The sequence below is a fragment of the Rhizobium lusitanum genome (assembly GCF_014189535.1).
Lineage (GTDB): Bacteria > Pseudomonadota > Alphaproteobacteria > Rhizobiales > Rhizobiaceae > Rhizobium > Rhizobium lusitanum_C.
The window spans coordinates 1,093,917-1,119,480 of record NZ_CP050307.1 but is presented as its reverse complement, the minus strand read 5'-3'; the positions used below and the strand labels follow the sequence as shown (position 1 = coordinate 1,119,480).

21 protein-coding genes and 2 pseudogenes are annotated in these 25,564 nt (G+C 60.5%); 16 read left to right on the top strand and 7 right to left on the bottom strand.

Features of this window, described 5'->3' with window-relative positions; genetic code table 11:
- Positions 1–49: 49 nt before the first annotated feature.
- Positions 50–1,231, top strand: coding sequence for a M20 aminoacylase family protein (locus HB780_RS08195; RefSeq protein ID WP_183689522.1), 1,182 nt, complete (start codon positions 50–52; stop codon positions 1,229–1,231).
- 37 nt (positions 1,232–1,268) lie between these two features.
- Here the strand turns inward: HB780_RS08195 and HB780_RS08190 are convergent, their stop codons facing one another.
- Positions 1,269–2,291 (bottom strand): LLM class flavin-dependent oxidoreductase, encoded by a 1,023-nt coding sequence (locus tag HB780_RS08190; protein ID WP_183689521.1) that lies wholly within the window; start codon positions 2,289–2,291, stop codon positions 1,269–1,271.
- Positions 2,292–2,407: 116 nt separating this feature from the next.
- The gene (locus HB780_RS08185; protein WP_183689520.1) at positions 2,408–3,058 is read right to left on the bottom strand and encodes a GntR family transcriptional regulator; all 651 of its coding nucleotides are present in this window, start codon (positions 3,056–3,058) and stop codon (positions 2,408–2,410) included.
- A 199-nt stretch (positions 3,059–3,257) separates the two neighbouring features.
- On the opposite strand from HB780_RS08185, the gene HB780_RS08180 reads away from it, so the two are divergent.
- The 3 genes from HB780_RS08180 (at position 3,258) to HB780_RS08170 (ending at position 7,656) form a co-directional block, all read left to right on the top strand.
- On the top strand, positions 3,258–4,652 hold the full coding sequence (locus tag HB780_RS08180; RefSeq protein WP_183689519.1) for a malonyl-CoA decarboxylase: 1,395 nt from the start codon (positions 3,258–3,260) through the stop codon (positions 4,650–4,652).
- Between the two features lie 24 nt (positions 4,653–4,676).
- Positions 4,677–6,197, top strand: a complete 1,521-nt coding sequence (locus tag HB780_RS08175) for a malonate--CoA ligase (protein WP_183689518.1) — start codon at positions 4,677–4,679, stop codon at positions 6,195–6,197.
- A 109-nt stretch (positions 6,198–6,306) separates the two neighbouring features.
- Positions 6,307–7,656, top strand: coding sequence for an SLC13 family permease (locus HB780_RS08170; RefSeq protein ID WP_183689517.1), 1,350 nt, complete (start codon positions 6,307–6,309; stop codon positions 7,654–7,656).
- Positions 7,657–7,706: 50 nt separating this feature from the next.
- Here HB780_RS08170 and HB780_RS08165 read toward each other — a convergent pair whose 3' ends face one another.
- Positions 7,707–8,171 carry an Lrp/AsnC family transcriptional regulator gene (locus tag HB780_RS08165; RefSeq protein WP_183689516.1) on the bottom strand — a complete coding sequence of 155 codons (465 nt, stop codon included), beginning with the start codon at positions 8,169–8,171 and terminating at the stop codon, positions 7,707–7,709.
- A gap of 159 nt (positions 8,172–8,330) precedes the next feature.
- On the opposite strand from HB780_RS08165, the gene HB780_RS08160 reads away from it, so the two are divergent.
- Positions 8,331–9,344, top strand: a complete 1,014-nt coding sequence (locus HB780_RS08160; protein ID WP_183689515.1) for a 1-aminocyclopropane-1-carboxylate deaminase — start codon at positions 8,331–8,333, stop codon at positions 9,342–9,344.
- 182 nt (positions 9,345–9,526) lie between these two features.
- On the opposite strand, the gene HB780_RS08155 is transcribed toward HB780_RS08160, so the two are convergent.
- Positions 9,527–10,210: a GntR family transcriptional regulator gene (locus tag HB780_RS08155; protein ID WP_183689514.1), complete on the bottom strand. Its 684-nt coding sequence runs from the start codon at positions 10,208–10,210 to the stop codon at positions 9,527–9,529.
- 172 nt (positions 10,211–10,382) lie between these two features.
- Here HB780_RS08155 and HB780_RS08150 point away from each other — a divergent pair, with 172 nt between their 5' ends.
- The 6 genes and pseudogenes from HB780_RS08150 to HB780_RS08125 all read left to right on the top strand — a co-directional run bounded on the left by HB780_RS08150 (position 10,383) and on the right by HB780_RS08125 (position 18,404).
- The gene (locus HB780_RS08150) at positions 10,383–11,894 is read left to right on the top strand and encodes an ABC transporter substrate-binding protein (protein WP_183689513.1); all 1,512 of its coding nucleotides are present in this window, start codon (positions 10,383–10,385) and stop codon (positions 11,892–11,894) included.
- A 102-nt stretch (positions 11,895–11,996) separates the two neighbouring features.
- On the top strand, positions 11,997–12,914 hold the full coding sequence (locus tag HB780_RS08145; protein WP_183689512.1) for an ABC transporter permease: 918 nt from the start codon (positions 11,997–11,999) through the stop codon (positions 12,912–12,914).
- A gap of 1 nt (position 12,915) precedes the next feature.
- Positions 12,916–13,818, top strand: a pseudogene (locus HB780_RS08140) (ABC transporter permease).
- Positions 13,818–15,473 carry a dipeptide ABC transporter ATP-binding protein gene (locus HB780_RS08135; protein ID WP_183689511.1) on the top strand — a complete coding sequence of 552 codons (1,656 nt, stop codon included), beginning with the start codon at positions 13,818–13,820 and terminating at the stop codon, positions 15,471–15,473. Before HB780_RS08140 ends, HB780_RS08135 begins: the two are co-directional and overlap by 1 nt.
- 8 nt (positions 15,474–15,481) lie before the next feature.
- Positions 15,482–16,864 carry a M20 family metallopeptidase gene (locus tag HB780_RS08130; protein WP_183689510.1) on the top strand — a complete coding sequence of 461 codons (1,383 nt, stop codon included), beginning with the start codon at positions 15,482–15,484 and terminating at the stop codon, positions 16,862–16,864.
- A gap of 43 nt (positions 16,865–16,907) precedes the next feature.
- The gene (locus HB780_RS08125; protein ID WP_183689509.1) at positions 16,908–18,404 is read left to right on the top strand and encodes an amidase; all 1,497 of its coding nucleotides are present in this window, start codon (positions 16,908–16,910) and stop codon (positions 18,402–18,404) included.
- Between the two features lie 58 nt (positions 18,405–18,462).
- Here HB780_RS08125 and HB780_RS08120 read toward each other — a convergent pair whose 3' ends face one another.
- Positions 18,463–19,368, bottom strand: coding sequence for a LysR family transcriptional regulator (locus tag HB780_RS08120; RefSeq protein WP_183689508.1), 906 nt, complete (start codon positions 19,366–19,368; stop codon positions 18,463–18,465).
- A 117-nt stretch (positions 19,369–19,485) separates the two neighbouring features.
- On the opposite strand from HB780_RS08120, the pseudogene HB780_RS08115 reads away from it, so the two are divergent.
- The 3 genes and pseudogenes from HB780_RS08115 to HB780_RS08105 form a co-directional block, all read left to right on the top strand.
- Positions 19,486–19,719: pseudogene (locus HB780_RS08115) on the top strand (Atu4866 domain-containing protein); the annotation flags it as partial.
- 57 nt (positions 19,720–19,776) lie between these two features.
- A complete protein-coding gene (locus HB780_RS08110) occupies positions 19,777–20,619 on the top strand; it encodes an oxidoreductase (RefSeq protein ID WP_183689506.1) in 843 nt (280 codons plus the stop codon).
- 24 nt (positions 20,620–20,643) lie between these two features.
- The gene (locus tag HB780_RS08105) at positions 20,644–21,378 is read left to right on the top strand and encodes an SDR family oxidoreductase (protein ID WP_183689505.1); all 735 of its coding nucleotides are present in this window, start codon (positions 20,644–20,646) and stop codon (positions 21,376–21,378) included.
- On the opposite strand, the gene HB780_RS08100 is transcribed toward HB780_RS08105, so the two are convergent.
- Positions 21,375–22,253, bottom strand: a complete 879-nt coding sequence (locus tag HB780_RS08100; RefSeq protein WP_183689504.1) for a LysR substrate-binding domain-containing protein — start codon at positions 22,251–22,253, stop codon at positions 21,375–21,377. The two genes, HB780_RS08105 and HB780_RS08100, sit on opposite strands and share 4 nt — an antisense overlap.
- A gap of 158 nt (positions 22,254–22,411) precedes the next feature.
- Here HB780_RS08100 and HB780_RS08095 point away from each other — a divergent pair, with 158 nt between their 5' ends.
- Positions 22,412–23,269, top strand: a complete 858-nt coding sequence (locus HB780_RS08095; RefSeq protein WP_183689503.1) for an urea carboxylase-associated family protein — start codon at positions 22,412–22,414, stop codon at positions 23,267–23,269.
- 109 nt (positions 23,270–23,378) lie between these two features.
- Positions 23,379–24,092, top strand: coding sequence for a FadR/GntR family transcriptional regulator (locus HB780_RS08090; RefSeq protein ID WP_183689650.1), 714 nt, complete (start codon positions 23,379–23,381; stop codon positions 24,090–24,092).
- Here the strand turns inward: HB780_RS08090 and HB780_RS08085 are convergent.
- Positions 24,064–25,485, bottom strand: coding sequence for an aspartate ammonia-lyase (locus tag HB780_RS08085; RefSeq protein ID WP_183689502.1), 1,422 nt, complete (start codon positions 25,483–25,485; stop codon positions 24,064–24,066). The two genes, HB780_RS08090 and HB780_RS08085, sit on opposite strands and share 29 nt — an antisense overlap.
- Positions 25,486–25,564: the final 79 nt, after the last annotated feature.

The window sequence follows — 25,564 nt, the reverse complement described above, 5'->3', positions numbered from 1 at the left end:
CGGCCTCATTGGGGCTGGCGTAGCGCTCATGCAAACCACTGGAACAGCCATGACCCTCGACAACGACTTCGCCCGCCTCTCGGATTTCGAACCGATGAAAGCTGAGCTCACCGGTATCCGGCAGCATCTTCACGCCAATCCCGAACTGTCTTTCGAGGAAGCCGAGACCGCCCGTTTCGTGGCTGAGAAGCTGGAGGCCTGGGGCTACGAAGTTCACCGCAATGTCGGAGGGCACGGCGTCGTCGCCCGCCTGAAGGCCGGTGCAGGGACGAAGAGCATCGCCATCCGCGCCGACATGGATGCGCTGCCGATCAACGAGCAGACCGGCAAGCCCTATGCTAGCCGCGTTCCGGGAAAGATGCATGCCTGCGGTCATGATGGCCACACGACGATGTTGCTTGGCGCGGCCGAATATCTGGCGCGCACCCGCCGCTTCAACGGCACGGTGAACTTTATCTTCCAGCCCGCCGAAGAGGCCGGTGCGAGGAGCGGCGCCCAGGCGATGATCGATGATGGTCTTTTCGCGCGCTTTCCGTGTGACGCGATCTTCGGCCTGCATAATCATCCGGGCGCTCCCGAGGGCACATGGCTGATGCGCTCCGGCCCGCTAATGGCTGCGGCCGACACGGCGGAGATCACGATTACGGGTAAGGGCGGGCATGCCTCGCGTCCGCATCTGACCATCGATCCGGTCGTCGTTGCCTGCAATCTCGTCGTTGCCTTGCAGTCGGTCGTTTCCCGCAGCATCGACCCGACGCAGACGGCCGTGATCACCGTTGGTTCTATCCATGCGGGCGAAGCGGCAAACGTCATTCCGGAAAGCGCGAAGATGCTGCTCAGCATCCGTTCCTTCGATCCGAAGGTGCGCCAGCTCCTTGAGGCGCGGATCCGGAAATTGTCGGAAGCGGTGGCGGAAGGATACGGAGCCCAGGTTGCCATCGACTACGCGCATGGCCATCCCGTCGTCGTGAACTCCGAAAAGGAAACGGAATTTGCCCGCGCTGTCGCCGAGGAGCTTGTCGGCGCCGAGAAGGTCGGCACCTGCGCGCTCATTCCCGGCAGCGAGGATTTTTCGCATTATCTCGAGCACAGACCGGGTAGTTTTCTCCGCCTCGGCAATGGCGTCAATTCGGCAATCCTGCACAGTGCCAAATATGATTTTGCCGACGAAAGCCTGACGGTTGGGGCCGCCATGTGGGCTCGCCTGACGGAGCGTTATCTCGACCAATGAGATGCGCCGGCCGGCGAGCCTCAGTCCGTGGCTGGCGCTAGCGCCAGCCGAGGGCGGGGGCGACGTGAGCCAGGATCGCCTCGATCACATGCACGTTGTAATCCACGCCGAGCTGGTTCGGGACGGTTAGGAGCAGCGTGTCGGCTTCCGCTATGGCTTCGTCCTCTGCCAGTTCCTTGATCAGAGCTTCGGGTTCGGCCGCATAGCTGCGGCCGAAGATCGCCCGGGTCTTGTCGTCGATGAAGCCGATTTTGTCTTCACCCTGGTTGCCATTTCCGAAGTAGGCGCGGTCTCGATCCGTCACCAGCGCGAAGATGCTGCGGCTGACCGACACGCGCGGCTCGCGCTTGTGGCCGGCCGCCTTCCATGCTTCGCGATACACCCTGATCTGGTCGGCTTGCTGGACGTGGAACGGAAGCCCGCTCTCGTCGTCCTTGAGCGTGGAGCTTTGCAGGTTCATCCCGAGCTTGGCTGCCCAGAGCGCTGTGGCATTCGAGCTTGCGCCCCACCAGATCCGCTCGCGCAGACCTTCTGAGTGTGGCTCGAGGCGCAGGGGGCCCGGAGGATTGGGGAACATCGGCCGTGGGTTCGGTTGGGCAAAGCCTTCGCCTTGCAGCACATCGAGCAGGACTTCCGCATGACGCCGGGCCATGTCGGCTTCGCTCTCGCCTTCGGGCGGTGCATAGCCGAAGTGGCGCCATCCGTCGATGACCTGCTCGGGAGAACCACGGCTGATGCCGAGCTGCAGACGCCCGCCGGCGATGAGATCGGCCGAGCCTGCATCTTCTGCCATGTAGAGCGGGTTTTCATAGCGCATGTCGATGACAGCCGTGCCGATCTCGATGCGGCTGGTCTTGGCGCCGACGGCTGCCAGCAGCGGGAAGGGTGAAGCGAGCTGTCGGGCGAAATGATGGACGCGAAAATAGGCCCCGTCCGCCCCCAGTTCCTCAGCCGCGACGGCAAGGTCGATGGATTGCAGAAGCGCGTCGGATGCCGACCGCGTCTGTGATTGGGGCGAGGGCGTCCAGTGCCCGAACGAGAGGAATCCGATTTTCTTCATGACCGTACCACTCAAAGATGTTGCATGTAGGTTTTGCATTTCATGGCACAGTTCGAGTTAAGGATACAGCCGGCACCGTGTCGCTGCCAAAGAAGTGATGCATCCGCCGCGAGTGACTACCTGCGCGACAAGGTCGATACGAGATCGCTGAAGCGCTCGCCCTGGATACTGACATGCTGGCGCAGAAGCGTGCGCGCACGCTCCGCGTCGCCGGCAAAGAGCGCTTCCACGACTGTGTCATGTTCGGAAAAGGACGTGGCGACACGATTGCGGACCCGCAGTTGAAGTCGCCGATAGGGCTGCAGGCGGCGGTGTAGCGCCACGCATTGCTCCGAGAGGAAATCATTGTGGCTGGCGGCATAGATCGCCCTGTGAAAGCGCTCATTGTCGTAATAATAGGCGTCGCTGTCGCCGGCGGAAGACGAGCGCTTGCAGTCGGCATGAGCGGCCAGGATTGCCGTGCGATCGGCGTCCGTCAGCCGCCGCGCCGCCAGCGAGCCGGCCATGCCCTCGATCTCGGCCATCACCTCGAACATCTCGAAAATGCGATGCGGCCCCGGATCGATGACGATTGCGCCGCGTCGTGGACGGATTTCCACCAGTCCGATCGCATTCAGCTGCATCAACGCCTCGCGTATCGGCGTTCGCGATACGCCGAAGCGCGTGGCCAGTTGCACCTCGTCCAACCGCTCGCCCGGGGCGAAATCGTTTGAAATGATGCCGTTTTCGATCTCATCGCGCAGGCGTTGAACGACATTCTCGGACATGCTTATCACGTTCTCCAATGCAAAAATCAAATTCTTGTATGCAATATTATTTACTTTGCGCACAAGATGACTTAACAACGATACCACAATAGATATGTCGCACACAAATGAGCGCGGCCTATCGGCGCCATCATGACGGACAGGAAACGCTTGGGAGGGCTGTTTCCATCCAATCCCGTCTCGTCCGGAGGATACTGACATGGCAGGCATCTCCTTCTTCAGCGACATGATGCAAAGCATCACGGATCGCGGTCGCAGACTGCTCGCGGTGGGCACACGCGCCGAGCCGGTTCAAGCGGAGACGACGCTCGAAACCCTGTGCAATATGCTTCTGTCGAGCCGGGGCGAAGCCTCGGGCATGGCGCTGGCCGCCGAAATCCTTCAGCGCTGGGCTGAACTCGGTCCCACTGGCCAGCGAGATTTCATGCTGATGCTGCATGAGCAATTCGGCCCCGATGTCGGCAAACTGGACAAGGCGATCGATCGCTACCGCAGCGACAGGAATTCGAACACGCTCATTGAGTTACACCAAGCGGCCGAGCCACGTCGTCAGGAGTTGGTGCGCAGGCTCAATCTTGCGCCCAAGGGGACGGCAAAGCTGGTGGAGATGCGCGAACGGCTGCTTGGCATGAAGGATGCGACGGAGCAGATGCGTGCCGTGGACGCCGATTTCGCTCATCTCTTCGGATCCTGGTTCAATCGCGGCTTCCTGACGCTTCGTCCGATCGACTGGTCGACGCCGGCCGATCTTCTGGAGAAGATTATCAAATACGAGGCCGTGCACGAGATTGCCGGCTGGGATGAACTGCGACGACGGCTGGTGCCGCCTGATCGCCGCTGCTTCGCCTTCTTCCATCCGCGTCTTGCCGACGATCCGCTGATCTTCGTCGAGGTGGCGCTGACCACGGCGATCCCTTCCACGATTACGGACGTGCTTGACGAAAGCCGGTCTCCGATCGCTGCCCAGAATGCGACGACGGCGGTCTTCTACTCCATCTCCAATTGCCAGGAGGGGCTGCGCGGCATCTCGTTCGGCAATTTCCTGATCAAGCAGGTGGTGGAAGATTTGCGTCGGGATCTGCCCGGCCTGAAGACTTTCGTGACTTTGTCACCCGTTCCGGGGTTTGCCGGCTGGCTGGCACGGTTGCGCAAGGCTGAGGATGCTGGCCTCAGCGAGCAGACGCTGGAAACCTTGGACCTGCTCGATGAGCCGGACTGGACAGATGATCCCGAGCGATCGCAGGCCGTCAAGGCTGTGCTCTTGCCGCTCGCGGCGCGCTATTTCGTCAAGGAGCAGGGTCACGGCAAGCGGCCGGTCGATCCGGTCGCTCGTTTTCATCTGGGCAACGGCGCCCGCCTGGAGCGGCTGAACTTCCTTGCCGATCGTTCCCAGAAGGCAATGCGCCAGTCCCACGGCCTGATGGTCAACTATCTTTACAAGCTGGATGATATCGAGAAAAACCACGAGGCTCTTGCGCAACACGGCGAGGTCGCGGCCTCGCCGGAAGTGAAGAAATTGGCAGAGGCCGCCGTGACCGATGCTGGTCCTGGCGGCCCGATCCGTCGGCGTCATGGCGAAATGCAAAAGACCTGAGCAGCAGATTTAGGAGGGGGAGTTATGGGCAATCATCTGTTCGACGCCATCAGGGCGTCCGCTACGTCCGAGGATGCCATTTTCATCGAGACCGCCAGCGGTGAGCGCTGGACCTATGGGGATGCGCTGCGCCTCTCGGGGCAGCTTGCCAGCGCCATCGACGCGCTTGGCGTTCGCCCCGGTGACCGCGTTGCGGTTCAGGTCGAGAAGAGCCCGATGGCTTTGATGCTCTATCTCGCCTGCGTTCGATCAGGAGCGGTCTATCTGCCGCTGAACACCGCTTATACGCTTGTTGAACTTGACTATTTCATCGGCGATGCCGAGCCGAGGCTCGTCGTCGTCTCCCCGAAGGCTCGGACTGAGGTCGAGAAGCTGGCGCAGCGCTATGGCGCGATCGTCGAGACGCTGGATGCGGACGGCGTGGGATCGTTGACGGATCTCGCCCGGGAGGAGCCCGCCGATTTTATCGACGCCGCCCGTGCTCCAGATGATCTCGCCGCGATCCTCTACACATCCGGCACCACCGGCCGTTCCAAGGGCGCCATGCTCACGCATGACAATCTGCTGTCGAATGCACTTGCGCTGCGCGAATATTGGCGCGTGACGGCGGCGGACCGGCTGATCCACGCATTGCCGATCTTCCACACGCATGGCCTCTTCGTCGCGACCAATGTCACGCTGGTTTCCGGCGCATCGATGTTCCTGCTGCCGAAGTTCGAGCCGGGCGAGATCCTGTCGCTGATGCCTAAGGCAACGCTGATGATGGGCGTGCCGACATTCTATGTCAGATTGCTTCAGCACGAGGGATTGAACCGGGACGCTGTCGCCAGCATGCGGCTCTTCATCTCGGGCTCTGCGCCACTTTTGACGGAAACGCATATCTCATTCCAGCAGCGCACCGGTCACGCCATTCTCGAACGCTACGGCATGACCGAGACCAATATGAACACCTCCAACCCCTATGATGGCGAGCGCCGGGCCGGGACGGTCGGCTTTCCGCTGCCAGGTGTCACGGTGAGGATTGCCGATCCGGCCACAGGCGCGACGCTGTCGCCTGACGAGACCGGCATGATTGAGATCAAGGGTCCGAATGTTTTCAAGGGCTATTGGCGCATGCCGGAAAAGACGGCGGCCGAATTCACTCAAGATCGCTATTTCATCAGCGGCGACCTCGGCAAGATCGACAGGGACGGCTATGTCCATATCGTCGGTCGCGGCAAGGACCTGGTGATTTCCGGCGGCTACAACATCTATCCGAAAGAGGTCGAAAACGAGATCGACCAGCTCGACGGCGTCGTCGAAAGCGCGGTGATCGGTGTCGCCCATCCGGATTTCGGCGAAGGCGTGACGGCGGTGGTGGTGTTGCAACGTGATGCGACACTAGACGAGAAGGCCGTGCTTGCCGCGCTGCAGGATCGCCTTGCGCGCTACAAGCAGCCGAAGCGGGTTATCTTTGCCGAGGAACTGCCGCGCAACACGATGGGCAAGGTCCAGAAGAACTTGCTGCGCGACCAGCTCAAGGATCTTTACGAGAAGGCCTCCTGAGAGGCGCCTACCCCGCCTTGGTGCTTGGGAGTAGCACCGAGGCGGGGTTGATCATGCATTCATGAAAATGGGGACCGGCGCCTGAGGAGGTTGCCGAAGGGAGGAAGCTATGAATATCCAGATCCTGTCGATCGTGCTGCTTGCCGGCATGTTCGTCATTGCCACGATCCAGCCGATCAATATGGGCGCACTCGCTTTCGCCTGCGCCTTCCTGATCGGATCGCTCGTCATGAGCATGAAGGCCGCCGATATCTTCGCGGGCTTTCCAAGCGACCTGTTCCTGACACTGGTCGGCGTCACCTATCTCTTTGCCATCGCGCAGATCAACGGCACGATCGATTGGCTAATCGAAGGCGCGGTCAAGCTGGTGCGCGGACATGTTGCCTGGATTCCTTGGGTCATGTTTCTCGTTGCCGCGATCATCACCGGCTTTGGCGCGCTTGGCCCGGCAGCCGTCGCCATCCTTGCGCCGGTCGCGCTTGGGTTCGCATTCCAATATCGCATCAGCCCGGTGATGATGGGGCTGATGGTGATCCATGGCGCGCAGGCCGGCGGCTTCTCGCCCATAAGCGTCTATGGCGGCATCACCAACCAGATCGTCCAGAAGGCGGAGCTGCCTTACGCGCCGACATCGCTGTTCCTGTCGAGCTTCTTCTTCAACCTCGCCATCGCGGTCTTGGTCTTCTTCATCTTCGGTGGCCCGAAGATTCTGCGCAAGCAGCCGGCGGCGTCCGGTCCCTTGCCGGACCTGCATCCTCAAGGCGTGACGCGAGCCATCGTCGGCCATGGCGGCACGCGCGCGGCCCCCATCAGCCATCATGTCTTTGAGGTAGAAACGAAGGAAGAGAAGGCGCTTGCCGGTCTGACGGCGGAGCGGCTGACGACGCTGGTCGGCCTGACCGCACTGGCGCTTGGTGCGCTGGTCTTCAAATTCAATGTCGGTCTGGTGGCGATCACCGTCGCCGTTGTGCTTGCTCTCTTGTCGCCGAAGACCCAGAAGGCGGCGATCGATAAGGTCAGCTGGTCGACTGTGCTCCTGATCGCCGGCATCATCACCTATGTCGGCGTCATGGAGAAGATCGGAACGATCGACTATGTCGCGCACGGCATTTCAAGCCTCGGGATGCCGCTGCTGGTGGCGCTGCTTCTGTGCTTCACGGGCGCCATCGTCTCCGCTTTCGCCTCATCGACCGCGCTTCTCGGCGCCATCATCCCGCTTGCCGTGCCTTTCCTGTTGCAGGGGCAGATCAGCGCCGTCGGCGTCGTCGCGGCCATCGCGATCTCCACCACCATCGTCGATACCAGCCCGTTCTCGACCAATGGCGCGCTGGTCGTCGCCAATGCACAGGAAAGCGAGCGCGAGAGCGTGCTGAAAACCTTGCTGATCTACAGCGCCCTGATTGCCATCATCGGCCCGATCGTTGCCTGGCTTGTCCTGATCGTGCCGGGACTTGTGTGAGGCGAGGGGCTTTCTGAGGTTTACGCTGGTCGCGTGCGATATGCGGCCAGCTAGAACTCCAGCAATGCATTATCGACGACTTCCTTCATGACGAAGAAGGTGCGGGTCTGGCGCACGCCGGGCAGGGCAATCAATTGTGTGCCGTGAATGCGGTTGAAATCGGCCATGTCGCCGACGCGGATCTTCAGGAAATAATCGAAATCGCCGGCAACGAGATTGCAGTCGAGAACGAAGCTCAATTTGGCAACGGCTTTTTCGAATGCGCCAAAGCTCTCGGGCGTCGACCGGTCAAGCACCACGCCAACCATGACCAGGGCACCACGGCCAACCTTTTGTGGCTCTATCATCGCCCGCACGGTCTTGATGTAGCCCTCCTCGAACAGACGCTGCGTGCGGCGATGGCAGGTTGCCGGGCTGACATCGACCGATTGCGCGAGTTCGGCATTGCTGAGCCGCCCGTTCTTCTGCAGCAGGCGGAGCATTTTAAGGTCGATACGGTCCAGTTCAGAGGCCATGAAAGAATCTTCCGAAAAGATTGGATACTATGGATGAAAAGAACTTTAATTTAGAATTCGACGTTTTAAAGAAGAAATCTGAGCTTCATCTTCGAGAGCACCTTTCATTGAAGTGATGCTAGCGTCTTCCCCGTAGCACGACAAGCTGAAGGGGAATTCATGCTGGAGAAATTCGAGCGCTATCCGCTCACATTTGGTCCGACCCATATCGAGAAGCTGGCACGGCTTTCCGAACATCTCGGCGGCAAGGTAGAGCTCTATGCCAAGCGGGAGGACTGCAATTCCGGACTGGCATTCGGGGGCAACAAGCTGCGCAAGCTGGAATATATCATTCCCGATGCGATTGCCTCGAACGCGGACACACTGGTGTCGATTGGCGGGGTTCAATCCAACCATACGCGCATGATCGCCGCCGTTGCCGCCAAGATCGGCTTCAAGTGCCGGCTCGTGCAGGAAAGCTGGGTTCCGCATGAGGATGCGGTCTATGACCGCGTCGGCAACATTTTGCTCAGCCGCATCATGGGCGCGGATGTGCAGATCGTCGACGAAGGCTTCGACATCGGCATTCGGCAGAGCTGGGAAGACGCCATCGAAGACGTCAAGGCCAAGGGCGGCAAGCCCTATCCGATCCCGGCCGGTGCATCCGTGCACAAATATGGCGGGCTTGGCTATGTCGGCTTTGCCGAGGAGGTTCGTGTCCAGGAGGAAGAGCTTGGTTTCAAGTTCGATTACATCGTCGTCTGCACGGTGACGGGCTCCACCCATGCGGGGATGACCGTCGGCTTTGCCAAGGATGGCCGCGAGCGCCAGGTCATCGGCATCGACGCATCCTTTACGCCCGAGCAGACCAAGGCGCAGGTGCTGGAAATTGCCCAGCGCACCGCCGAATTGGTCGAACTCGGCCGGGAACTCTCTTCCGACGATATCGTCCTGATCGAGGACTATGCCTATCCGGTCTACGGCGTGCCGTCGGACGAGACTAAGGAGGCCATCCGGCTCTGCGCGCGCCTGGAAGGCATGATCACCGATCCGGTCTACGAGGGTAAGTCCATGCAGGGCATGATCGACCTCGTGAAGAAGGGGTATTTCCCGGTGGGGTCGAAGGTTCTCTACGCGCATCTCGGCGGGGCTCCGGCGATCAACGGCTACGCCTACACGTTCCGCAACGGCTAAAGTTCAATTGCGCGATCTGGCGGAGCAGATACCTGCCGGATCGCGTAACCGGGCAAGGGTGGTTCAGGACCCATATGGGCATCATGGGATCAACGAGACGAGCATCATCAGAACGGATCTTGGCCTCGCGAGAGGGCGATGATGTCCGGGCCGCTGCTGTCTCTGCGTCAGTCCTTGTTTATCTAGGAGGCGGAACGCTCGGCCGTCGAAGCGTCGGTTATCGACAGGCGGTACTCCTCATAGGTGCTGCTTTGCACCTGGATATGGTCGCGCATCACTGTTTCGGCCCGTGCGACATCGCCCGCCTCGAGCGCCACCAGGATTTCGCGATGCTCGCTCATCGATTGGGAAAGCCGGTCGCCAAACGACAGTTGCGCCCTGCGAAACGGCTTCAGGCGCCGTTGCAGATTGCGCGCCTCTTCGGCGAGAAAACCATTTCCGGAGGCTTCGTAGATCATGTTGTGAAACGCGGCGTTCTCGGCGTAGTAGCGATGGTAGTCTTGTACCTGCAGGGCTGCCTCGCAGGCGGATGCCGTCTGGCGCAGGAGCAACACCTGCGCCTTGGTGATACGGCTGGCAGCAAGCCGCGCGCACCAGGCCTCGACTTCCGCCATTACCTCGAACATTTCCACGAGACGCGTGAAGCTCGGCTGCCGCACGAAAGCGCCGCGGTTGGGAATAAGCTCGACCAGTCCGGTCGACGAGAGCAGGCGCAGGGCTTCGCGAAGCGGCGTGCGCGACACACCGAAATCGCCGGCGAGGCGCACCTCGTCCAGGCGCTCGCCATCCTTGAAGACCCCCTCGGCAATCAGGGTTTCGATGCGTTCGTAAAGCGCGTCCGCCGCGGATGGTTTGTTGTGAATCATGATGGTTTCTCCTGCTGCGATTATTCCGCCTAAAGGTGATGATAACAAGAGATTGTATGCATAAATATAATTAGTAGTTCAGTTCTTATTTTTTGTATACAATTAGTAAAAATGGGATATCGTGTGGGCATAAATAAAAACGCCTAGAAACTAGGCAATAAAGGGGACTTCAATGAGACTAGCTGTTATTGCCGCTGCCCTGTTTTTGCCGCTCCTGCTGGCGCCGGTCGCCAATGCCGGGAAAGCGGACGACACCATCTCGATCGCCTTCTCAAAGGAGCTCGAGCATATCGATCCCTATTTCAACACCGCGCGCGAGGGCGTCCTGCTTGGAAACGCGGTCTGGGATGGTCTTCTCTATCGTGATCCGAAGACGGGACAATATGTCGGCAATCTCGCAACCAGCTGGTCGTGGGTGGATTCGACAACGCTGGAATTGACCCTGCGCCAGGGGGTCAAATTCCACAATGGCGAGCCCTTCGACGCGGACGACGTAGTCTATACGCTGAACTATATGATCGATCCGAAGAATGGCGCCAAGAACACGGTGGCGACCAGCTGGATCAAGCAGGCGGTGAAGATCGATCAGTTCAAGGTCCGCATCATCACCAACGGGCCTTTTCCGGCAGCGCTCGAATATCTCGCGGGGCCTGTCATCATACAGCCGAACGAATATTACGCAGCGGTCGGACCGGCCGGTGTGGCAACCAAGCCGATCGGAACCGGCCCATACAAGGTCGTCAGCGTCGAGCCCGGCAAGCATTATGTGTTGAAGCGCAACGACGATTATTTTGCTGCCGCAAAGCCGAAGGCAAAGGTCGAGACGATCGATATCCGCACGATCCCCGATATCAACACCCAGATGGCCGAACTCTTCAACGGGACGATCGATCTCGTCTGGCAAGTGCCTTCCGATCAGGCCGACAAGATGGCTGGTCGCGGCAATTTCCAGGTCCTCAATGCGCCGACGATGCGCGTCGGCTATCTGTCGCTCGATGCAGCCGGCCGAAGCGGCACGAAAAATCCGATGACCGATGTGCGGGTCCGGCAGGCAGTCTATCACGCTATCAACCGCGACGGCATCGTCAAGGCGCTGATGAAGGGCACGACCGAGGTGATCAACAGCGCCTGCTCGCCAAGCCAGTTCGGCTGCGCCACCGATGTTGCTTCCTATTCCTACGATCCGGACAAGGCCAAGGCGCTTCTGGCGGAGGCCGGTTATCCCAATGGCTTCGAGATCGATTTCTACGCCTATCGCGATCGTCCGTTGGCGGAAGCTATGATCGGCATGCTGGCCGAAGTCGGAATCAAGGCTAATCTCAAATACCTGCAATATGCGGCGCTGCGCGAAAAGCGTATCAAGGAAGGCGTGCCCATGTCCTTTCTGACATGGGGCTCCAACTCGATCGCCGATGCCTCGGCCATCACCAGCGAGTTCTTCACGATGGGCGGTGAAGACGATGCGCGCGACAAGAGCCTGTCGGATCTTCTGGAGAAAGCCGATTCCTCCGTCGATCCGGCCGAGCGCAAGACGCTCTACAAACAGGCGCTCTCGACGATTGCCGACAAGGCCTATTGGGTGCCGCTGTGGAATTATTCCACCAACTACATCATGAGCAAGGACGTCTCCTTCACGCCGACGCCCGATGAGCTGGTTCGCTTCTACGAAATAGGCTGGAAATGACATGCGCATCCGCCACTCGCTGTATCCTTGGATCCAGCGAATGGCGTGTTCCAGAAGACAAGGGCGACTAGTCCGGTCGCGCCTCCCGCTTAAGGGTACACGATGCTGAAATTTGTCCTGACCAAAATCGGTATGGCGGCGCTGGTGGCGCTGACTGTGTCCTTCATCAGCTTCATTCTTCTGTTCATGGCGGGCGATCCGGCTATCGCGATTGCCGGCGAGGGCGCCCCGGCGGAGACAATCGCCGCTATCCGCAGCCAATACGGCTTCGATCAGCCATTGATGCTCCAATATGTCGAGTGGCTGATGCGGGCGCTTTCCGGCGATTTCGGCATGAGCTACTATTTCAAGCAGCCGGTCTCCGGAATGATTGCCGACAGGCTCCCGGTGACCATGATGATCGGCTTTCTCGGCATGAGTTTCGCGCTGCTGCTGGCGATCCCGATGGGAGTCCTTGCCGCCGCCTTTCCCAATACCATCATCGACCGGCTGGCACTTGGCATCGCGGTCGTCGGGCAGGCGATCCCGAGCTTCTGGTTCGGCTTGATCCTGATCGTGATCTTCTCTGTCAATCTCGGCCTGGTGCCGGCTTCGGGAACCGGCAGCTGGACTGGCTATATCCTGCCCACGATTGTTCTTGGCTACTACGCGACGCCCGCCATCATGCGGCTTACCCGCGCCGGCATGCTGGAAGTCCTGTCTTCCGACTATATTCGGACCGCCCGGGCCAAGGGCCTGAAGCCACGGCAGGTACTGTTCAAGCATGCCTTGCGCAACGCCATTATCCCGGTCGTCAGCCTGAGCGCCGTGCAGTTGGGCTTCATGTTCGGCGGCTCGGTCGTGGTGGAGACGATCTTCGCGCTGCATGGTGCGGGATTCCTTGCCTGGGAATCGATCTCACGCAACGACCTGCCGACCATGCAGGCACTGATCCTGATTTTCGCGATGTTCTACATCGTCTTCACCTTTCTGGCCGACGTCTTGAACGCATGGCTCGATCCCCGATTGAGGACCGCCTGAGATGAACGACATGTCCCAGACCGCAACCGTCATCCAGGCAGTAGCCACTCCGGCACCATCGAGGGTGTTCGCGCGCAGGGCGCTGAAGCATCGGGGCTTCTTGGTGGGATTTGGCATCCTGCTGATCATCGCCCTGATTGCGCTTTTCGCACCGTTGATCGCACCTCATAATCCCTACAAGCAGGATCTTCTGGCACGGCTTGCTCCGCCGGTCTTCCTTGGGGGGATTGGAAGCATTTGCTCGGAACGGATGCGCTTGGTCGCGACTATCTTTCGCGACTGATCTATGGCGCCCGCGTCTCCCTGATGATCGGCTTTACCGGCGGCGATGATCTCCGCTGTAATCGGCACCACGCTCGGCATTCTCGGCGGCTATTTCGGCGGCAAGGTGGACGCCGTCGTGATGTTCATTGTGTCGGTGCGGCTTGCCCTGCCGGCGACGCTGGTCTCTCTCGCGGTCGTTGCACTTTTCGGCGGTTCGCTGACGGTCGTGGTTTCGATATTGGGCCTGCTGCTCTGGGATCGGTTCGCGGTGGTGCTGCGAAGCGCGACCATGCAGGTACGCCAGGCGGACTACATCGCGGCGGCGGAAGTGCTCGGGGCAAGCCTTCCGCGCATCCTCTTCAAGGATGTGCTGCCCAATGTCATGAATGCACTGATCGTGATCGTCACGCTGGAAATGGCGCACGCCATTATTCTGGAAGCAGCCCTGTCCTTCCTCGGCCTTGGCGTGCAGCCGCCGACCCCATCCTGGGGCCTGATGATTTCCGAGGGCAAGGAAATGCTGCTGTTCGAGAGCTGGTTGATCACCATTCCAGGTATCGCGCTGTTCGTACTGGTCTTTGCGATCAACATGCTGGGGGATGGCATCCGCGACATCACCGCGCCGGAGGGCAGAAACTGATGACGAACGCCGTCGAACCCGTCCTTTCGATCCGTAACCTGACCATCGATCTCCCAAGGGGAGGCGATCGTCCGCACGCCGTCAGCAATCTGTCGCTCGATATCCGCGAGAAGGAAATCCTCTGCATCGTCGGGGAATCCGGCTCCGGAAAGTCGATCACTTCCTTTGCCGCGATGGGTCTCCTACCGAAGGTGCTGAAGCCGTCCGCCGGAGAAATCCTGTTCGAGGGGCGTGACGTGCTCAAACTCTCCGAGACCGAACATTTCGGCCTGCGCGGCAACCGCATGGGCATGATCTTCCAGGAGCCGATGAGCGCTCTCAACCCATGCTACACGGTCGGCGATCAGATCGAAGAGGTTTTCAAGGCTCATACCAAGCTCTCGAAGGCTGAGCGGCGCGAGCGCACCATGGCGCTTCTCACGGAAGTGCGGCTTCCCGAACCGGAGCGGCTCTACCATGCCTATCCGCACCAATTGTCCGGCGGCCAGCGCCAGCGGATCGTCATCGCCATCGCGCTTGCCATGGAGCCACGCCTGCTGATCGCAGACGAGCCGACCACGGCGCTCGACGTGACGACGCAGGCGCAGATCCTCGACATGTTCAAGGTGCTGAAGGAAAGCCGCAGGGCCGGTATCCTGTTCGTCACCCATGACTTCGACGTGGTGGCGGAGATCGCCGACCGCGTTGTCGTCATGCAGAAAGGCGTGGTGGTCGAGCAGGGAACCGTCGAGCAGGTGCTCAACAGCCCCAGTCATCCCTATACGCGCATGCTGATTGATGCCGTCCCGAAACGCCACGGCGGTAAGGGAAATCCCGAGATGTCCGCACCGATCGCGCTGCGTGTCGCCGGCATCGAGAAGACGTTTTCAACCGCCCGCACATTGTTCAGACCGGCCCGCAAGGTTCAAGCCGTTAAGCCGACAGATTTCACCGTGCTCGAGGGCCAGACGCTCGGTATCGTCGGTGAATCGGGTTCCGGCAAGACGACGCTGGTGCGCTGCCTGATGGGTCTCGTAGAGCCAGACGAGGGTTCTATTTGGATTGGCAATAACCGGCTGGATATGAGAACAGCGGCTGGACGGCGCAATTTCCGCAAGCATATCCAGATCGTCTTCCAGGATCCCTACGGCTCGCTCAATCCACGCCGGACCATCGGCGATCTCCTCGTCGAAGGCCCCGTCAATTTCGGCGTGCCGCGCAAGCAGGCGATGGAAAAGGCGCGGGAACTGATGAAGATCGTCCGTCTCGAAGAGGATGCGCTTGACCGCTATCCGGTGCAGTTTTCCGGAGGGCAGCGCCAGCGCATCTCGATTGCCCGCGCGCTCATGGTCGAGCCGAAGATCCTGATTGCCGATGAAGCGGTCTCGGCCCTCGACGTTTCGGTGCAGAAAGATGTGCTGAAACTCCTCGACGACATCCGGAAGAGCGTCGGCCTGACGGTGATTTTCATCACCCATGATCTTAGGGTTGCCGCCGAGATTTCGGACCATATTCTTGTCATGTCGAAGGGGGAGGTGGTCGAGTACGGTGCCGTCAACGACATCTTCGGTAATCCCCAACATTCCTATACGCGCCAACTGCTTGCGGCCATGCCCGGTCGCGGCTGGGAAGCGCCCAATATGGCAGCGTTGTCCGCTGCCGACGCAACGAGGTAGGCAGTTCCATGGACAGAGTGCAAGTGATCGAGGCCGCCCGCAATTATGTCGACAGCGGCGGGCTCGAGGCGGACCTCGCGAGGCTCGTGGCGCGACGTTCCGTCAGCCAGTCCGAAGGTCGACGTGAGGAGCTTCAGGCCTATCTGGAGAAGGAAATGCAGCCGCTGCTGCTTTCCATGGGTTTTTCCGTCGAGATCTTCGATAATCCGCGGGAGGGGGGAGCGCCGCTCTTGATCGCCAGCCGCATCGAGGGCGAGGAATTGCCGACCGTGCTGGTCTATGGCCATGGCGATGTGTGCAATGGCGAAGCGCATCGCTGGCGCGAGGGCCTTGAGCCGTTCAAGCTTACTCGCGAAGACGACAAGCTTTACGGCCGGGGCACGGCGGACAACAAGATCCAACATCTCATCAACATCAAGGCGCTTGAACTGCTGATCCGAAAGACCGGCCGTCTCGGTTTCAACGCGAAGATCATTCTGGAGATGGCCGAGGAAACCGGCTCCTTCGGCCTGCGAGAATTCTTCAAAGCCAACCGGGAACGCCTTGCGGCGGATGTGCTGATCGCCTCCGACGGTCCGCGTTTGGCGGTGGACACGCCGACCATGTTCATGGGATCGCGTGGCGGCATGTCCATCAATCTCATCGTCAACCTGCGCGACGGAGATCATCATTCCGGCAATTTCGGCGGCCTGCTTGCCGATCCGGCCATTATTCTCGCCCAGGCAATCGCGACGATCACCGATGCGCGCGGCCAGATCAAGATTGCCGAATGGCGACCGACGAGCCTCACGCCCGATATCCGCGCCGTCCTTCGCGACCTGCCGCCACGGAGACACGATGCCGATTGGGGCGAGCGCGATCTGACGCCGAGCGAACGGGTCTTCGGCTGGAACTCCTTCGCCGTTCTCGCCTTGTCCTCCGGCAATATCGATGCGCCGCAGAACGCCATATCGGGTTCGGCGCGGGCCGCCTGTCAGCTGCGCTTCGTGGTCGGCACGGACATCGACAATATCATTCCGGCTCTGCGCCGCCATCTCGACGCCAATGGCTTTCCGATGGTCGAGGTGCGCGCCGCTCGCGGCGAGGCATTCCGGGCGACGCGCTTTTCACCGGACCATCCATGGGTGCGGTTCGTCGAGGACTCCCTTACGCGCAGTGCGGGTCGCCGCCCACATGTCTTGCCCAATCTCGCCGGATCGCTGCCGAACGATGCCTTTACCGAAATTCTCGGGCTACCGACGATCTGGATTCCCCATTCCCATGCCGAGTGCGGCCAGCACGGGCCGAACGAGCATGTTCTGATCCCGATCGCGCGCGAAGGCATGCAGGTGATGACGGCGCTGTTCCTCGATATCGCCGACAATGCAGCCAGCCTGAGGGCAAATGCCTGACGGCTTGCTGACATTTCATTCTATCCTTCAGAAAGGTGTTGTCATGAGCAAGTCCAACCCCGCGGATCTCGGTGCGCTGGAGGCACGCCGGCTGATCGGACGCAAGAGCCTTTCGCCGGTTGAACTGGCGGAGGCCTGTATCGAGCGGGTCGAGGCGCTCAACCCAGCGGTGAACGCTCTAGTGGCGTATAATTTCGACAGGGTTCTGGAAGAGGCGAGACTGGCCGAAGAAAAGGTGTCGCGCAACGAAGCGCTCGGCCCGCTGCATGGCCTGCCTTTCGGCGTCAAGGACATGATCGACGTTGCCGGCTTGCCCACCACCTTTGGTTCGGAAATTTATCGCGACAATATCGCCGCCAAGGATGATGCTATCGTGGCTGCCATGCGGGAAGCAGGGGCGATCCCGTTCGGCAAGACCAATAATCCGGAATGGAGCGCCGGCGGCAATACCCGTAACGCCGTCTATGGCGCCACCGCCAATCCGCATGACACGACGAAGAGTGCCGCCGGCTCTTCCGGTGGCTCGGCTGTGCTCCTGGCGACCCGAATGGCGCCACTGGCGACCGGATCGGATACGGGTGGCAGCCTGCGCAATCCCGCAGCCTTTTGCGGTGTCGTCGGCTTTCGCCCGTCGCCGGGCGTCGTTCCGGGTGATACCCGCGCTATGGCTCTGATGCCACTGCCGACCAGTGGGCCGATGGGCCGCAACGTTGCCGATGTCGCTCTGATGCTGTCCGTATTGGCGCGGCCGGACAGGCTCGATCCCTACACGGTTGTCGTCGATGGCAAGACCGCCTGGCAGGCGGATCGGTTTGGAGCCGGTCGCCGCCCCGACCTCGCCTCCTTGCGCATCGCCGTTACCGAGGATTTCGGCTTTGCGCCGACCGAACGGATTATTCGTGATAGTTTCAGGCGGGTGACAAAGCGACTGTCGAGCCATCTTGGCATGGTCGAGGAGACACATCCGGATTGCGCCGATGCGGATCGCATCTTTTCGGTTCTGCGCGGCGTGATGTTCTTGGGCACACATCACAAGCTGATTCTGTCCCATCCGGACAAGGTCGGGGCACTCGTCCGCGCCAATGTCGAGGAGGGCCTGAGCTATGGTCCGCTCGATATCGCCGATGCGCTGGTCAAGCAGGGTCGCTTCTATCGCGACTGGCAGACGTTCTTTGAGACCCATGACTATGTGCTTTGCCCGGCGGTAACGATCAGCCCGCGTGACTGGCACGAACTCTATCCGGAAGAAATCGACGGAAAACCGACCAAAAGCTACTATCACTGGCTGGCCATGGCCTATGCCTCGACCCTTGCCGGCCATCCCTCGATCACCATTCCGGTCGGCCGCGACACACTCGGCATGCCCTTCGGCCTGCAGATCGTCGGCCGGCGGAACGATGACGCCGGCGTATTGCAGGTGGCGGCCGAGATCGAGGAAATTCTCGCCGGCGACACCGAATTCGGTGTTCCCAGGGTTGATCTGACGGCTTTGGAAAAGGCGCCCAAGCTTGCTGAGCAACCGGGCTTCATGGGCTTCTGAACCAGCTATTTCAGGAAATCGGGCCGGTCGTTTGCGCGGGCAGTCGATATGGAAACGACTAGTCCGCAGCCCGAGCTTCAAACGTGCGGACATGCTCCACCAGCGCGCGCAGTTTGAGCGGCTGCCGGTGCCTCTTTGGGTAGTAGAGGTAGAAGCCTGCAAAGGCAGGGCAGTAGTCTTCCAAGAGAGGCACGAGTTCGTTGCGGGCAAAATAGGGCTCGAACGTCTCGATCATGCCGAAGGTGAGACCGGCGCCGGCGCGGGCCATGCGGATCATCATTCCCATGTCGTTGGTCGTGAGCGCTGGATTGACGGCGACATCGTAATCCCGTCCTCCTTCCGTGAACTCCCAGCGATAGGGGGCGGCATCCGGTCTTGGACGCCAGCCGATGCAGATATGTTCGACGAGTTCGCGCGGGTTTCGAGGCGCCCCGCGGCGTTCAAGATAGGCTGGCGATGCCACGGCGCATTGCCGCTGTGGCGCTGAGACAGGCACGGCGATCATATCCTGCGCGATCACCTCCCCAAGTCGGACACCGGCGTCAAATCCGGCCGCAACAATGTCGAATTCGTCATCGGTGACGGTGATATCGAGTTTGACGTTCGGGTAGGCTTCGAGAAAGCCTGCGAGCAACGACCCCGATATGAAACGCTCAGCGATCGACGATGTGGCGATCCTCAGAAGGCCGCTCGGTCGCGCCTGCACTTCTCGGATTGCCTGGATGGCGTGAGACACCTGATCGGCTGACGGGCGGACGAGATCATGGAACAGCTCCCCGGCCTCGGTGAGGCGGACGCTACGGGTCGTCCTTTGAACAAGGGCTGCTCCAATTCTGTCCTCAAGTCGCTGCAGCGATTGGCTGATCGCCGATCGGGTGACGCCAAGGCGCTCGCCAGCCACGCGAAAATTGCGTGCTTCCGCGATCGCCAGGAATACAGAAATACCTTCAAAGTCGTCGGTCATTGGTTAGTTACACTAACCAGCTTGCATTCGATTGGCAACTGGATCACGCCAAAGCATCGTCTTATGTTCCACGCATCGCTCAACGACGCACGTGGTACGAAGGAGAAAGACATGGCAGACCATTCTTATGTCGGCATGTGGATTACCGACGACGGCCATATCCGGCATGAACTTCTTGCCAATGGCCGTTACGACGAGGCACGCGGCAATCGCGGGAGTGCCTATCGTGGACGATACGAGGTTGCCGGCACCCATATCGACTATTGGGACGACACCGGATTTACCGCCGACGGCGACTTCGTTGACGACAATACCCTCCATCATGCGGGCATGATCCTTCGTCGTCAGTGACGCCGGATCTTGCTGCGCAGAAAAAGACAGGCCGGTTTCCGGCCGAAAGGATGAGACATGACAACGACAAATCCCGCCTGGTTCATCACAGGTGCTTCTTCCGGGCTCGGCCGTGCTTTGGCCGAAGCTGTTCTCGAACGCGGCTGGCGCGCGGCCATCACGGCGCGCAATACCGAGGCGCTGGCGGAACTGACTTCGCGCTATGGCGACCGCGCGCTGGCACTGCGGCTCGACGTGACCGACAAGGCCTCGATCGACACGGCTGTTGCGGCTGCGCAAGGACATTTCGGAACGATTGACGTCCTCGTCAACAATGCGGGCTACGGCTATCTCGCTGCGATTGAGGAAGGCGACGATAGGGAAATCCGCGATCAGTTCGAGACAAATGTTTTTGGCCTAATCTCCGTTACGAAGCGAGTTTTGCCGGGTATGCGGGCCCAACGCCATGGTCACATCTTCAACATATCGTCGCTCGGTGGCCTCGTCGCCTTCGCAGCGACCGGCTACTACCACGCCACGAAGTTTGCGGTCGAAGCCTTGTCGGAATCGCTCTCCCATGAGGTTGCCCTGCTCGGGATCAAGCTGACCATCGTGGAACCCGGGGCCTTCCGTACCAATTGGGCAGGCCGCTCGATGATCGAATCCGGGACGGTGATTGACGATTACGCGGAAACGGCCGGCAAGCGCCGCCAGGCGACTCGGGCCGTCTCCGGCAACCAGCCGGGCGATCCCGTCCGGGCCGCAGCCGCGATCATCACCGCCTATGAGGCGAAAGAGCCGCCGTTACGGCTTCTGCTCGGCGCTCCCGCGCTGAAGATCGCGCGTGAACGCCTTGATGCCCTCAGGGCCAACTTTGACGCCTGGGCGGAAACCACGCTCAGCGCCGATTTCCCCGCCTAACAGCCAAATATGCAAGGAGCAAACATGTCCAATATAGATGGTAGAGTCGTCGCCATAACTGGCGCAAGCAGCGGCATCGGCGCAGCGACCGCGCGGGTTTTGGTTGCAGCAGGAGCCCGCGTTGTCATCGGTGCGCGCCGCGAGGATCGTCTGGAAGAACTGGCTGATGAGATTGGCGCGGCCGGTGGTTTGGTCCGGACGCGGAGGCTTGATGTGACATCGGTAGAAGACGTTAGGGCCTTCGCGAACTATGCCGTCGCGGAATTCGGCCGGCTCGACGCCATCGTCAACAATGCGGGCGTCATGCCGCTATCGCCGATGGAGGCACTGAAGGTCGATGAATGGGACCGGATGGTGGATGTCAATATCAAAGGTGTGCTTTACGGAATTGCCGCTGCCCTACCGATCATGAAGGCGCAGGGCACGGGCCACATCGTCAACGTCTCGTCGATCGGCGGCCACAGCGTCTCGCCTACAGCCGCCGTTTATTGCGCCACAAAGTTCGCGGTTCGGGCAATCTCCGATGGCCTTCGGCAGGAGGAAGACCGCATCCGCGTCACGATCATATCGCCCGGTGTCACCACGTCGGAACTTGCCGACACCATCAGTGACGACAGCGCGCGAGAGGCGATGCGAATCTGGCGGGCGACCGCCATCAGTCCGGAAGCCGTGGCGAATTCGATCCTTTACGCACTCAGCCAGCCCGAAGATGTCGATGTCAGCGAAATCATCATTCGACCGACCGCCAGTCCTCACTAGCCGTGGATGGAACGTTCCCGGCTTGCCACAACCAGCCAGTCACGAAACGTTTTGGCCTCATTGGAAAGGCTCTTTGCCTCGATGAGCCAATAGGCTTTGTCCTTATCCGAGGCTGTGTCGGACAGCGTCACCAATGATCCTTGCGCCAGCTCATCTACGATCAGCGCGGTAGGGCAAAGGCCGATGCCCTGGCCGCCGATGATCGATCCAATCATCAAGTTGAAATCGGCGAAGATGGGGCCGGCCTTGGGCGTCTTCTGGAGGCCGGCGATGGCGAACCAGCGTGCCCAGGCATCGGTGGTCTCGTCATGAAGGAGTTCGACGTTGGCCAGATCATGCGGCATTTCAAGCTCGCCGTGGCGAGCCCGGAATTCCGCCGAGCAGGTGGGGCGCGTTTCTGCACGCAGAAGCTCCACTGCGCTTGGGCTTGGACGCGGTCCGTGGCGTATCAGCAGATCGACACCGGCTGCCTCGGGCGTCTTTGCCTCAAGCGCATAGACGATGTTGATGCGAATGTCTGGATAAGCCGCCCGGAACCTCGGCAATTGCGGAATGAGCCATCGCGTTGCCATCGACGCGATGCAGGCAATGCCGATCGGGCGGCTGTGGATCTCAAGCCGCAGTTGACTGGCGGCGGTTTCGATATGTCCGAGCCCCTGTGTCACAGCCCCGCCGAACTCGCGGCCAGCAGCGGTCAGCGCGACGCCACGCGTCTGTCGCACGAAGAGCGGGACGTTTAGCCAATTTTCCACCGTTCGCACATGCTGGCTGACGCCGGCCGCAGTCAGATTGAGCTCGGTAGCGGCCTTGACGAAGCTCTCGTGACGCGCTGCTGCCTCGAAGGCGCGTAGGGAGGCGAGGGGTAGGTTTCTCATGGAGAATGACTAAGTAAGACTTAGCCAAAGAGCAAGAACAAACTGCGTTGTCAGGCCGTGCAACTTCGCTAAAGTGCCGCCGAAATCGGTGCTGGCTATGCGCGTTCGACAAGCGCTCAGGTATCCATCACACAAGTCGCCAGGGGATATTGATCGTAATGCAGAATTCACCCATGCCGCCGATCCCTTCCGACGCGCACGACCGCCGCAGCAAGCCGCCGGTCGTGGTCTATCCGATCGAGACGCTTCCGGCTGCGGATATCGGTCTTTTGAATGGAGCGAGACAAAGTCTGACGAAGGTCAGCGAAACTATCGTCCCGCCGAGGGAGGCCCGCAGCTTTCATGTTCCCAAGGGGCATTTTTTCCGGATCGTCAGCATAGAGGGGTCGCAGGTCGGTGACCTAAATCTCTGGAATGCGCACGATCTTTCGGAGCGCTTCTTCAGCGGCAAGACGCGCGCCTTGCATGCCACGCATGTCGGCGTCGGCGATCGATTGTGGAGCAGCTTGCCATCTCTGCGGCCGATGGCGACGATTACCCATGACACGCTCGGCTGGTATGGCTGGGATGATGACGGCGCCGGCATCCACGACGTTATCGGTACACGCTGCGATCCCTATACCAACCGGTTGCTGAAGGGGAACGACTATCATCATTGCTGCCATTCGAACCTGACGCGCGCGCTCGCCGAGGAAAAGAACATATCGCTTGAGGCGGCGGAAACGCATGTGCACGACGTCCTGAACGTCTTCATGTGCACCGGCTTCACGCGCGACACCCACCAGTATTTCATGAAGGCCAGCCCCGTGCGGCCCGGTGATTTCCTCGAATTCTTCGCCGAGATCGATCTTCTAGGCGCACTTTCCGCATGCCCCGGGGGTGATTGCGGCAGCGGCCATTCGAGCGACGAGGCTGCATGCTATCCGCTGAAGGTGGAAGTGTGGCAGGCCGATCCCGAGATCATCGCCGGCTGGAGCTTCCCGGAGCGCAATCCTTACCCGCGAACACACCGATAGGCTTCCGTAAATCTGGGCTCTAAGAGCAACTCTCGCGTGTCAGCGCTTGATGCCCGCCGGGATTCAGCTTAGCTGTTTGACAGATCCGAGGTGTCTATCAAGCGGGAGTATAAGCGAATTGGCTGACTGGTTATCCGAGACAAAGCCGATCAGTCGGAAGAACGCCGCCGAGGCGGTCTTTGAAGATTTGCGTTCGGCTATCAGCTCGGGCCAGCTGACCATCGGCACACGCCTGCCATCGGAGGCTCAACTGGCGGAAAGGTATGGCGTGAGTCGGCCCATCATCCGCGAGGCTCTGCGCTCTCTTCAAACGCTCGGTCTGACGCAAACGCGCACCGGCAGCGGTACTTATGTCATGACTGCGGTACCGAGCCCGGAACTCAACTATGGCGCCTACTCGGCTCGCGATCTGATCGAGGCCCGCCCGTTCATCGAGGTTCCCGCCGCCGGCTGGGCGGCGCTGCGCCGGACGGAGCAGCAACTGGCAGCATTGCTGGAGCTGTGCGACAAGATGGAGAGGGAAGAGGAGCCGTACCCGTGGGTGCTGCTCGACTCGCAGTTTCACGGCGTGATCGCTGATGCCTCGGGCAACGCGCTGTTTGCAAAAATCGTGGCCGATGCCCGTGAAGCCCTGTCTCTGCAATCTGAGATGGTGAACATGATGGCCGGACGACGCTCGGCATCGAACCTCGAGCACCGCCGGATCGTGGACGCGATCAAGGCGGGCTCAGGGCAGGAGGCGCGAGAGGCAATGGAGCTTCACCTGGGCCAGGTGAAGCAGGTGGTTGCCACCATCATTGGAGAAGATCAGGCTCCGCGTTGACGATAGCGGGCAGGTTGGCGAGGTGCTCTGGGCTTAGCGCCTTTTGCAGCTGCTCGACGGTAAGATGCCCGCGTTCGAGGACGACTTGTGACACGGTACGGCCGCTGGCGAGCGCTTCCTGCGCGACTTCGGTGGCTGCATAGTAGCCGATCAGCGGATTGAGTGCTGTGGCAAGCCCGATCGATTGCTCCACCCGTTCGGCCATGATGGCGGGATTGGCCTGGATGCCATCGACACAACGCTCCGCCAAGATGCGGCAGGCGGCGCTCAACTGGCTGATGCTTTGGGAGAGGGCGCGCACCATGATGGGCTCGAAGGCGTTGAGCTGGAGCTGGCCGGCTTCGGCGGCCATGGTGATGGTGATGTCGTTACCGATCACCGCGTAGGCGACCTGATTGACCATTTCCGGGATGACCGGATTGATCTTGCCGGGCATGATGCTCGATCCAGCCTGCACGGCGGGCAGGGTGATTTCGCCGATGCCGGCGCGAGGGCCGGAGGAGAGCAGCCGAAGGTCGTTGCAGGTCTTCGACAGTTTGACGGCGACGCGCTTGAGCACTCCTGACAAATGCACGAATGCGCCTGGATCCTGCGTCGCCTCGATCAGGTCCTCCGCCGTGACGAGCGGTCGGCCCGTCAGTCGCGACAGATGCTCGCATGCCAGTGCCGCATATCCGCGAGGGGCGTTCAGCCCCGTGCCAATGGCGGTGGCGCCGAGATTGATCTCGTGCAGCAGCGCGGCGGACTCGAGAAGGCGAGCCTTGTCCTCGCCGAGCATCACGACGAAAGTCCGGAACTCCTGTCCGAGCGTCATCGGGACAGCATCCTGCAGCTGCGTCCGCCCCATTTTGATGAACCGGGCGAATTCCTGCGTTTTGCGGTCGAAGGCGGTCTTCAGCATCGTCATCGAGGCCGCGAGGTCGTCGATCGCCTCGATCAGCGCGATGTTGATTGCCGTCGGGTAGGCGTCGTTGGTCGATTGGCTGAGATTGACGTGGTCGTTCGGGTGCAGGTGGGCATAGTCGCCCTTGCTATGGCCGAGCAGTTCAAGAGCGCGATTGGCGATGACCTCGTTTGCGTTCATGTTCGTCGAGGTGCCGGCTCCGCCCTGGATTTCGTCCACGACGAACTGGTCGTGAAGCGCGCCGGCGCGGATTTCGCGGCAGGCCCGGACGATTGCGTCCATCCGCACGCGATCGAGCAGCCCGAGCTCGTGGTTCGCGATTGCCGCAGCCTCTTTCACGAAGGTCAAACCCCGGACGAGATAGGGATTGCGCCCGATCGTCATGCCGGTGACCTGAAAATTTTCCACCGCCCGTGCCGTATGCACGCCCCAATAGACATCTGCCGGGATCTCTTTGGTTCCCAGCAAATCGTGCTCCCTGCGAGTCATGACCACATTATCCTCCAATGGCGCGAGACGCTTATATCTGTCAAGCTGTCTGACAGATATTGTGACCGTAATCAATCAA

Bases quoted from the DNA above. Each gene is read 5' to 3' on its own strand.
- HB780_RS08195 (WP_183689522.1), top strand. From the start codon at position 50: ATGACCCTCGACAACGACTTCGCCCGCCTCTCGGATTTCGAACCGATG.
- HB780_RS08190 (WP_183689521.1), bottom strand. From the start codon at position 2,291: ATGAAGAAAATCGGATTCCTCTCGTTCGGGCACTGGACGCCCTCGCCC.
- HB780_RS08185 (WP_183689520.1), bottom strand. From the start codon at position 3,058: ATGTCCGAGAATGTCGTTCAACGCCTGCGCGATGAGATCGAAAACGGC.
- HB780_RS08180 (WP_183689519.1), top strand. From the start codon at position 3,258: ATGGCAGGCATCTCCTTCTTCAGCGACATGATGCAAAGCATCACGGAT.
- HB780_RS08175 (WP_183689518.1), top strand. From the start codon at position 4,677: ATGGGCAATCATCTGTTCGACGCCATCAGGGCGTCCGCTACGTCCGAG.
- HB780_RS08170 (WP_183689517.1), top strand. From the start codon at position 6,307: ATGAATATCCAGATCCTGTCGATCGTGCTGCTTGCCGGCATGTTCGTC.
- HB780_RS08165 (WP_183689516.1), bottom strand. From the start codon at position 8,171: ATGGCCTCTGAACTGGACCGTATCGACCTTAAAATGCTCCGCCTGCTG.
- HB780_RS08160 (WP_183689515.1), top strand. From the start codon at position 8,331: ATGCTGGAGAAATTCGAGCGCTATCCGCTCACATTTGGTCCGACCCAT.
- HB780_RS08155 (WP_183689514.1), bottom strand. From the start codon at position 10,210: ATGATTCACAACAAACCATCCGCGGCGGACGCGCTTTACGAACGCATC.
- HB780_RS08150 (WP_183689513.1), top strand. From the start codon at position 10,383: ATGAGACTAGCTGTTATTGCCGCTGCCCTGTTTTTGCCGCTCCTGCTG.
- HB780_RS08145 (WP_183689512.1), top strand. From the start codon at position 11,997: ATGCTGAAATTTGTCCTGACCAAAATCGGTATGGCGGCGCTGGTGGCG.
- HB780_RS08135 (WP_183689511.1), top strand. From the start codon at position 13,818: ATGACGAACGCCGTCGAACCCGTCCTTTCGATCCGTAACCTGACCATC.
- HB780_RS08130 (WP_183689510.1), top strand. From the start codon at position 15,482: ATGGACAGAGTGCAAGTGATCGAGGCCGCCCGCAATTATGTCGACAGC.
- HB780_RS08125 (WP_183689509.1), top strand. From the start codon at position 16,908: ATGAGCAAGTCCAACCCCGCGGATCTCGGTGCGCTGGAGGCACGCCGG.
- HB780_RS08120 (WP_183689508.1), bottom strand. From the start codon at position 19,368: ATGACCGACGACTTTGAAGGTATTTCTGTATTCCTGGCGATCGCGGAA.
- HB780_RS08110 (WP_183689506.1), top strand. From the start codon at position 19,777: ATGACAACGACAAATCCCGCCTGGTTCATCACAGGTGCTTCTTCCGGG.
- HB780_RS08105 (WP_183689505.1), top strand. From the start codon at position 20,644: ATGTCCAATATAGATGGTAGAGTCGTCGCCATAACTGGCGCAAGCAGC.
- HB780_RS08100 (WP_183689504.1), bottom strand. From the start codon at position 22,253: ATGAGAAACCTACCCCTCGCCTCCCTACGCGCCTTCGAGGCAGCAGCG.
- HB780_RS08095 (WP_183689503.1), top strand. From the start codon at position 22,412: ATGCAGAATTCACCCATGCCGCCGATCCCTTCCGACGCGCACGACCGC.
- HB780_RS08085 (WP_183689502.1), bottom strand. From the start codon at position 25,485: ATGACTCGCAGGGAGCACGATTTGCTGGGAACCAAAGAGATCCCGGCA.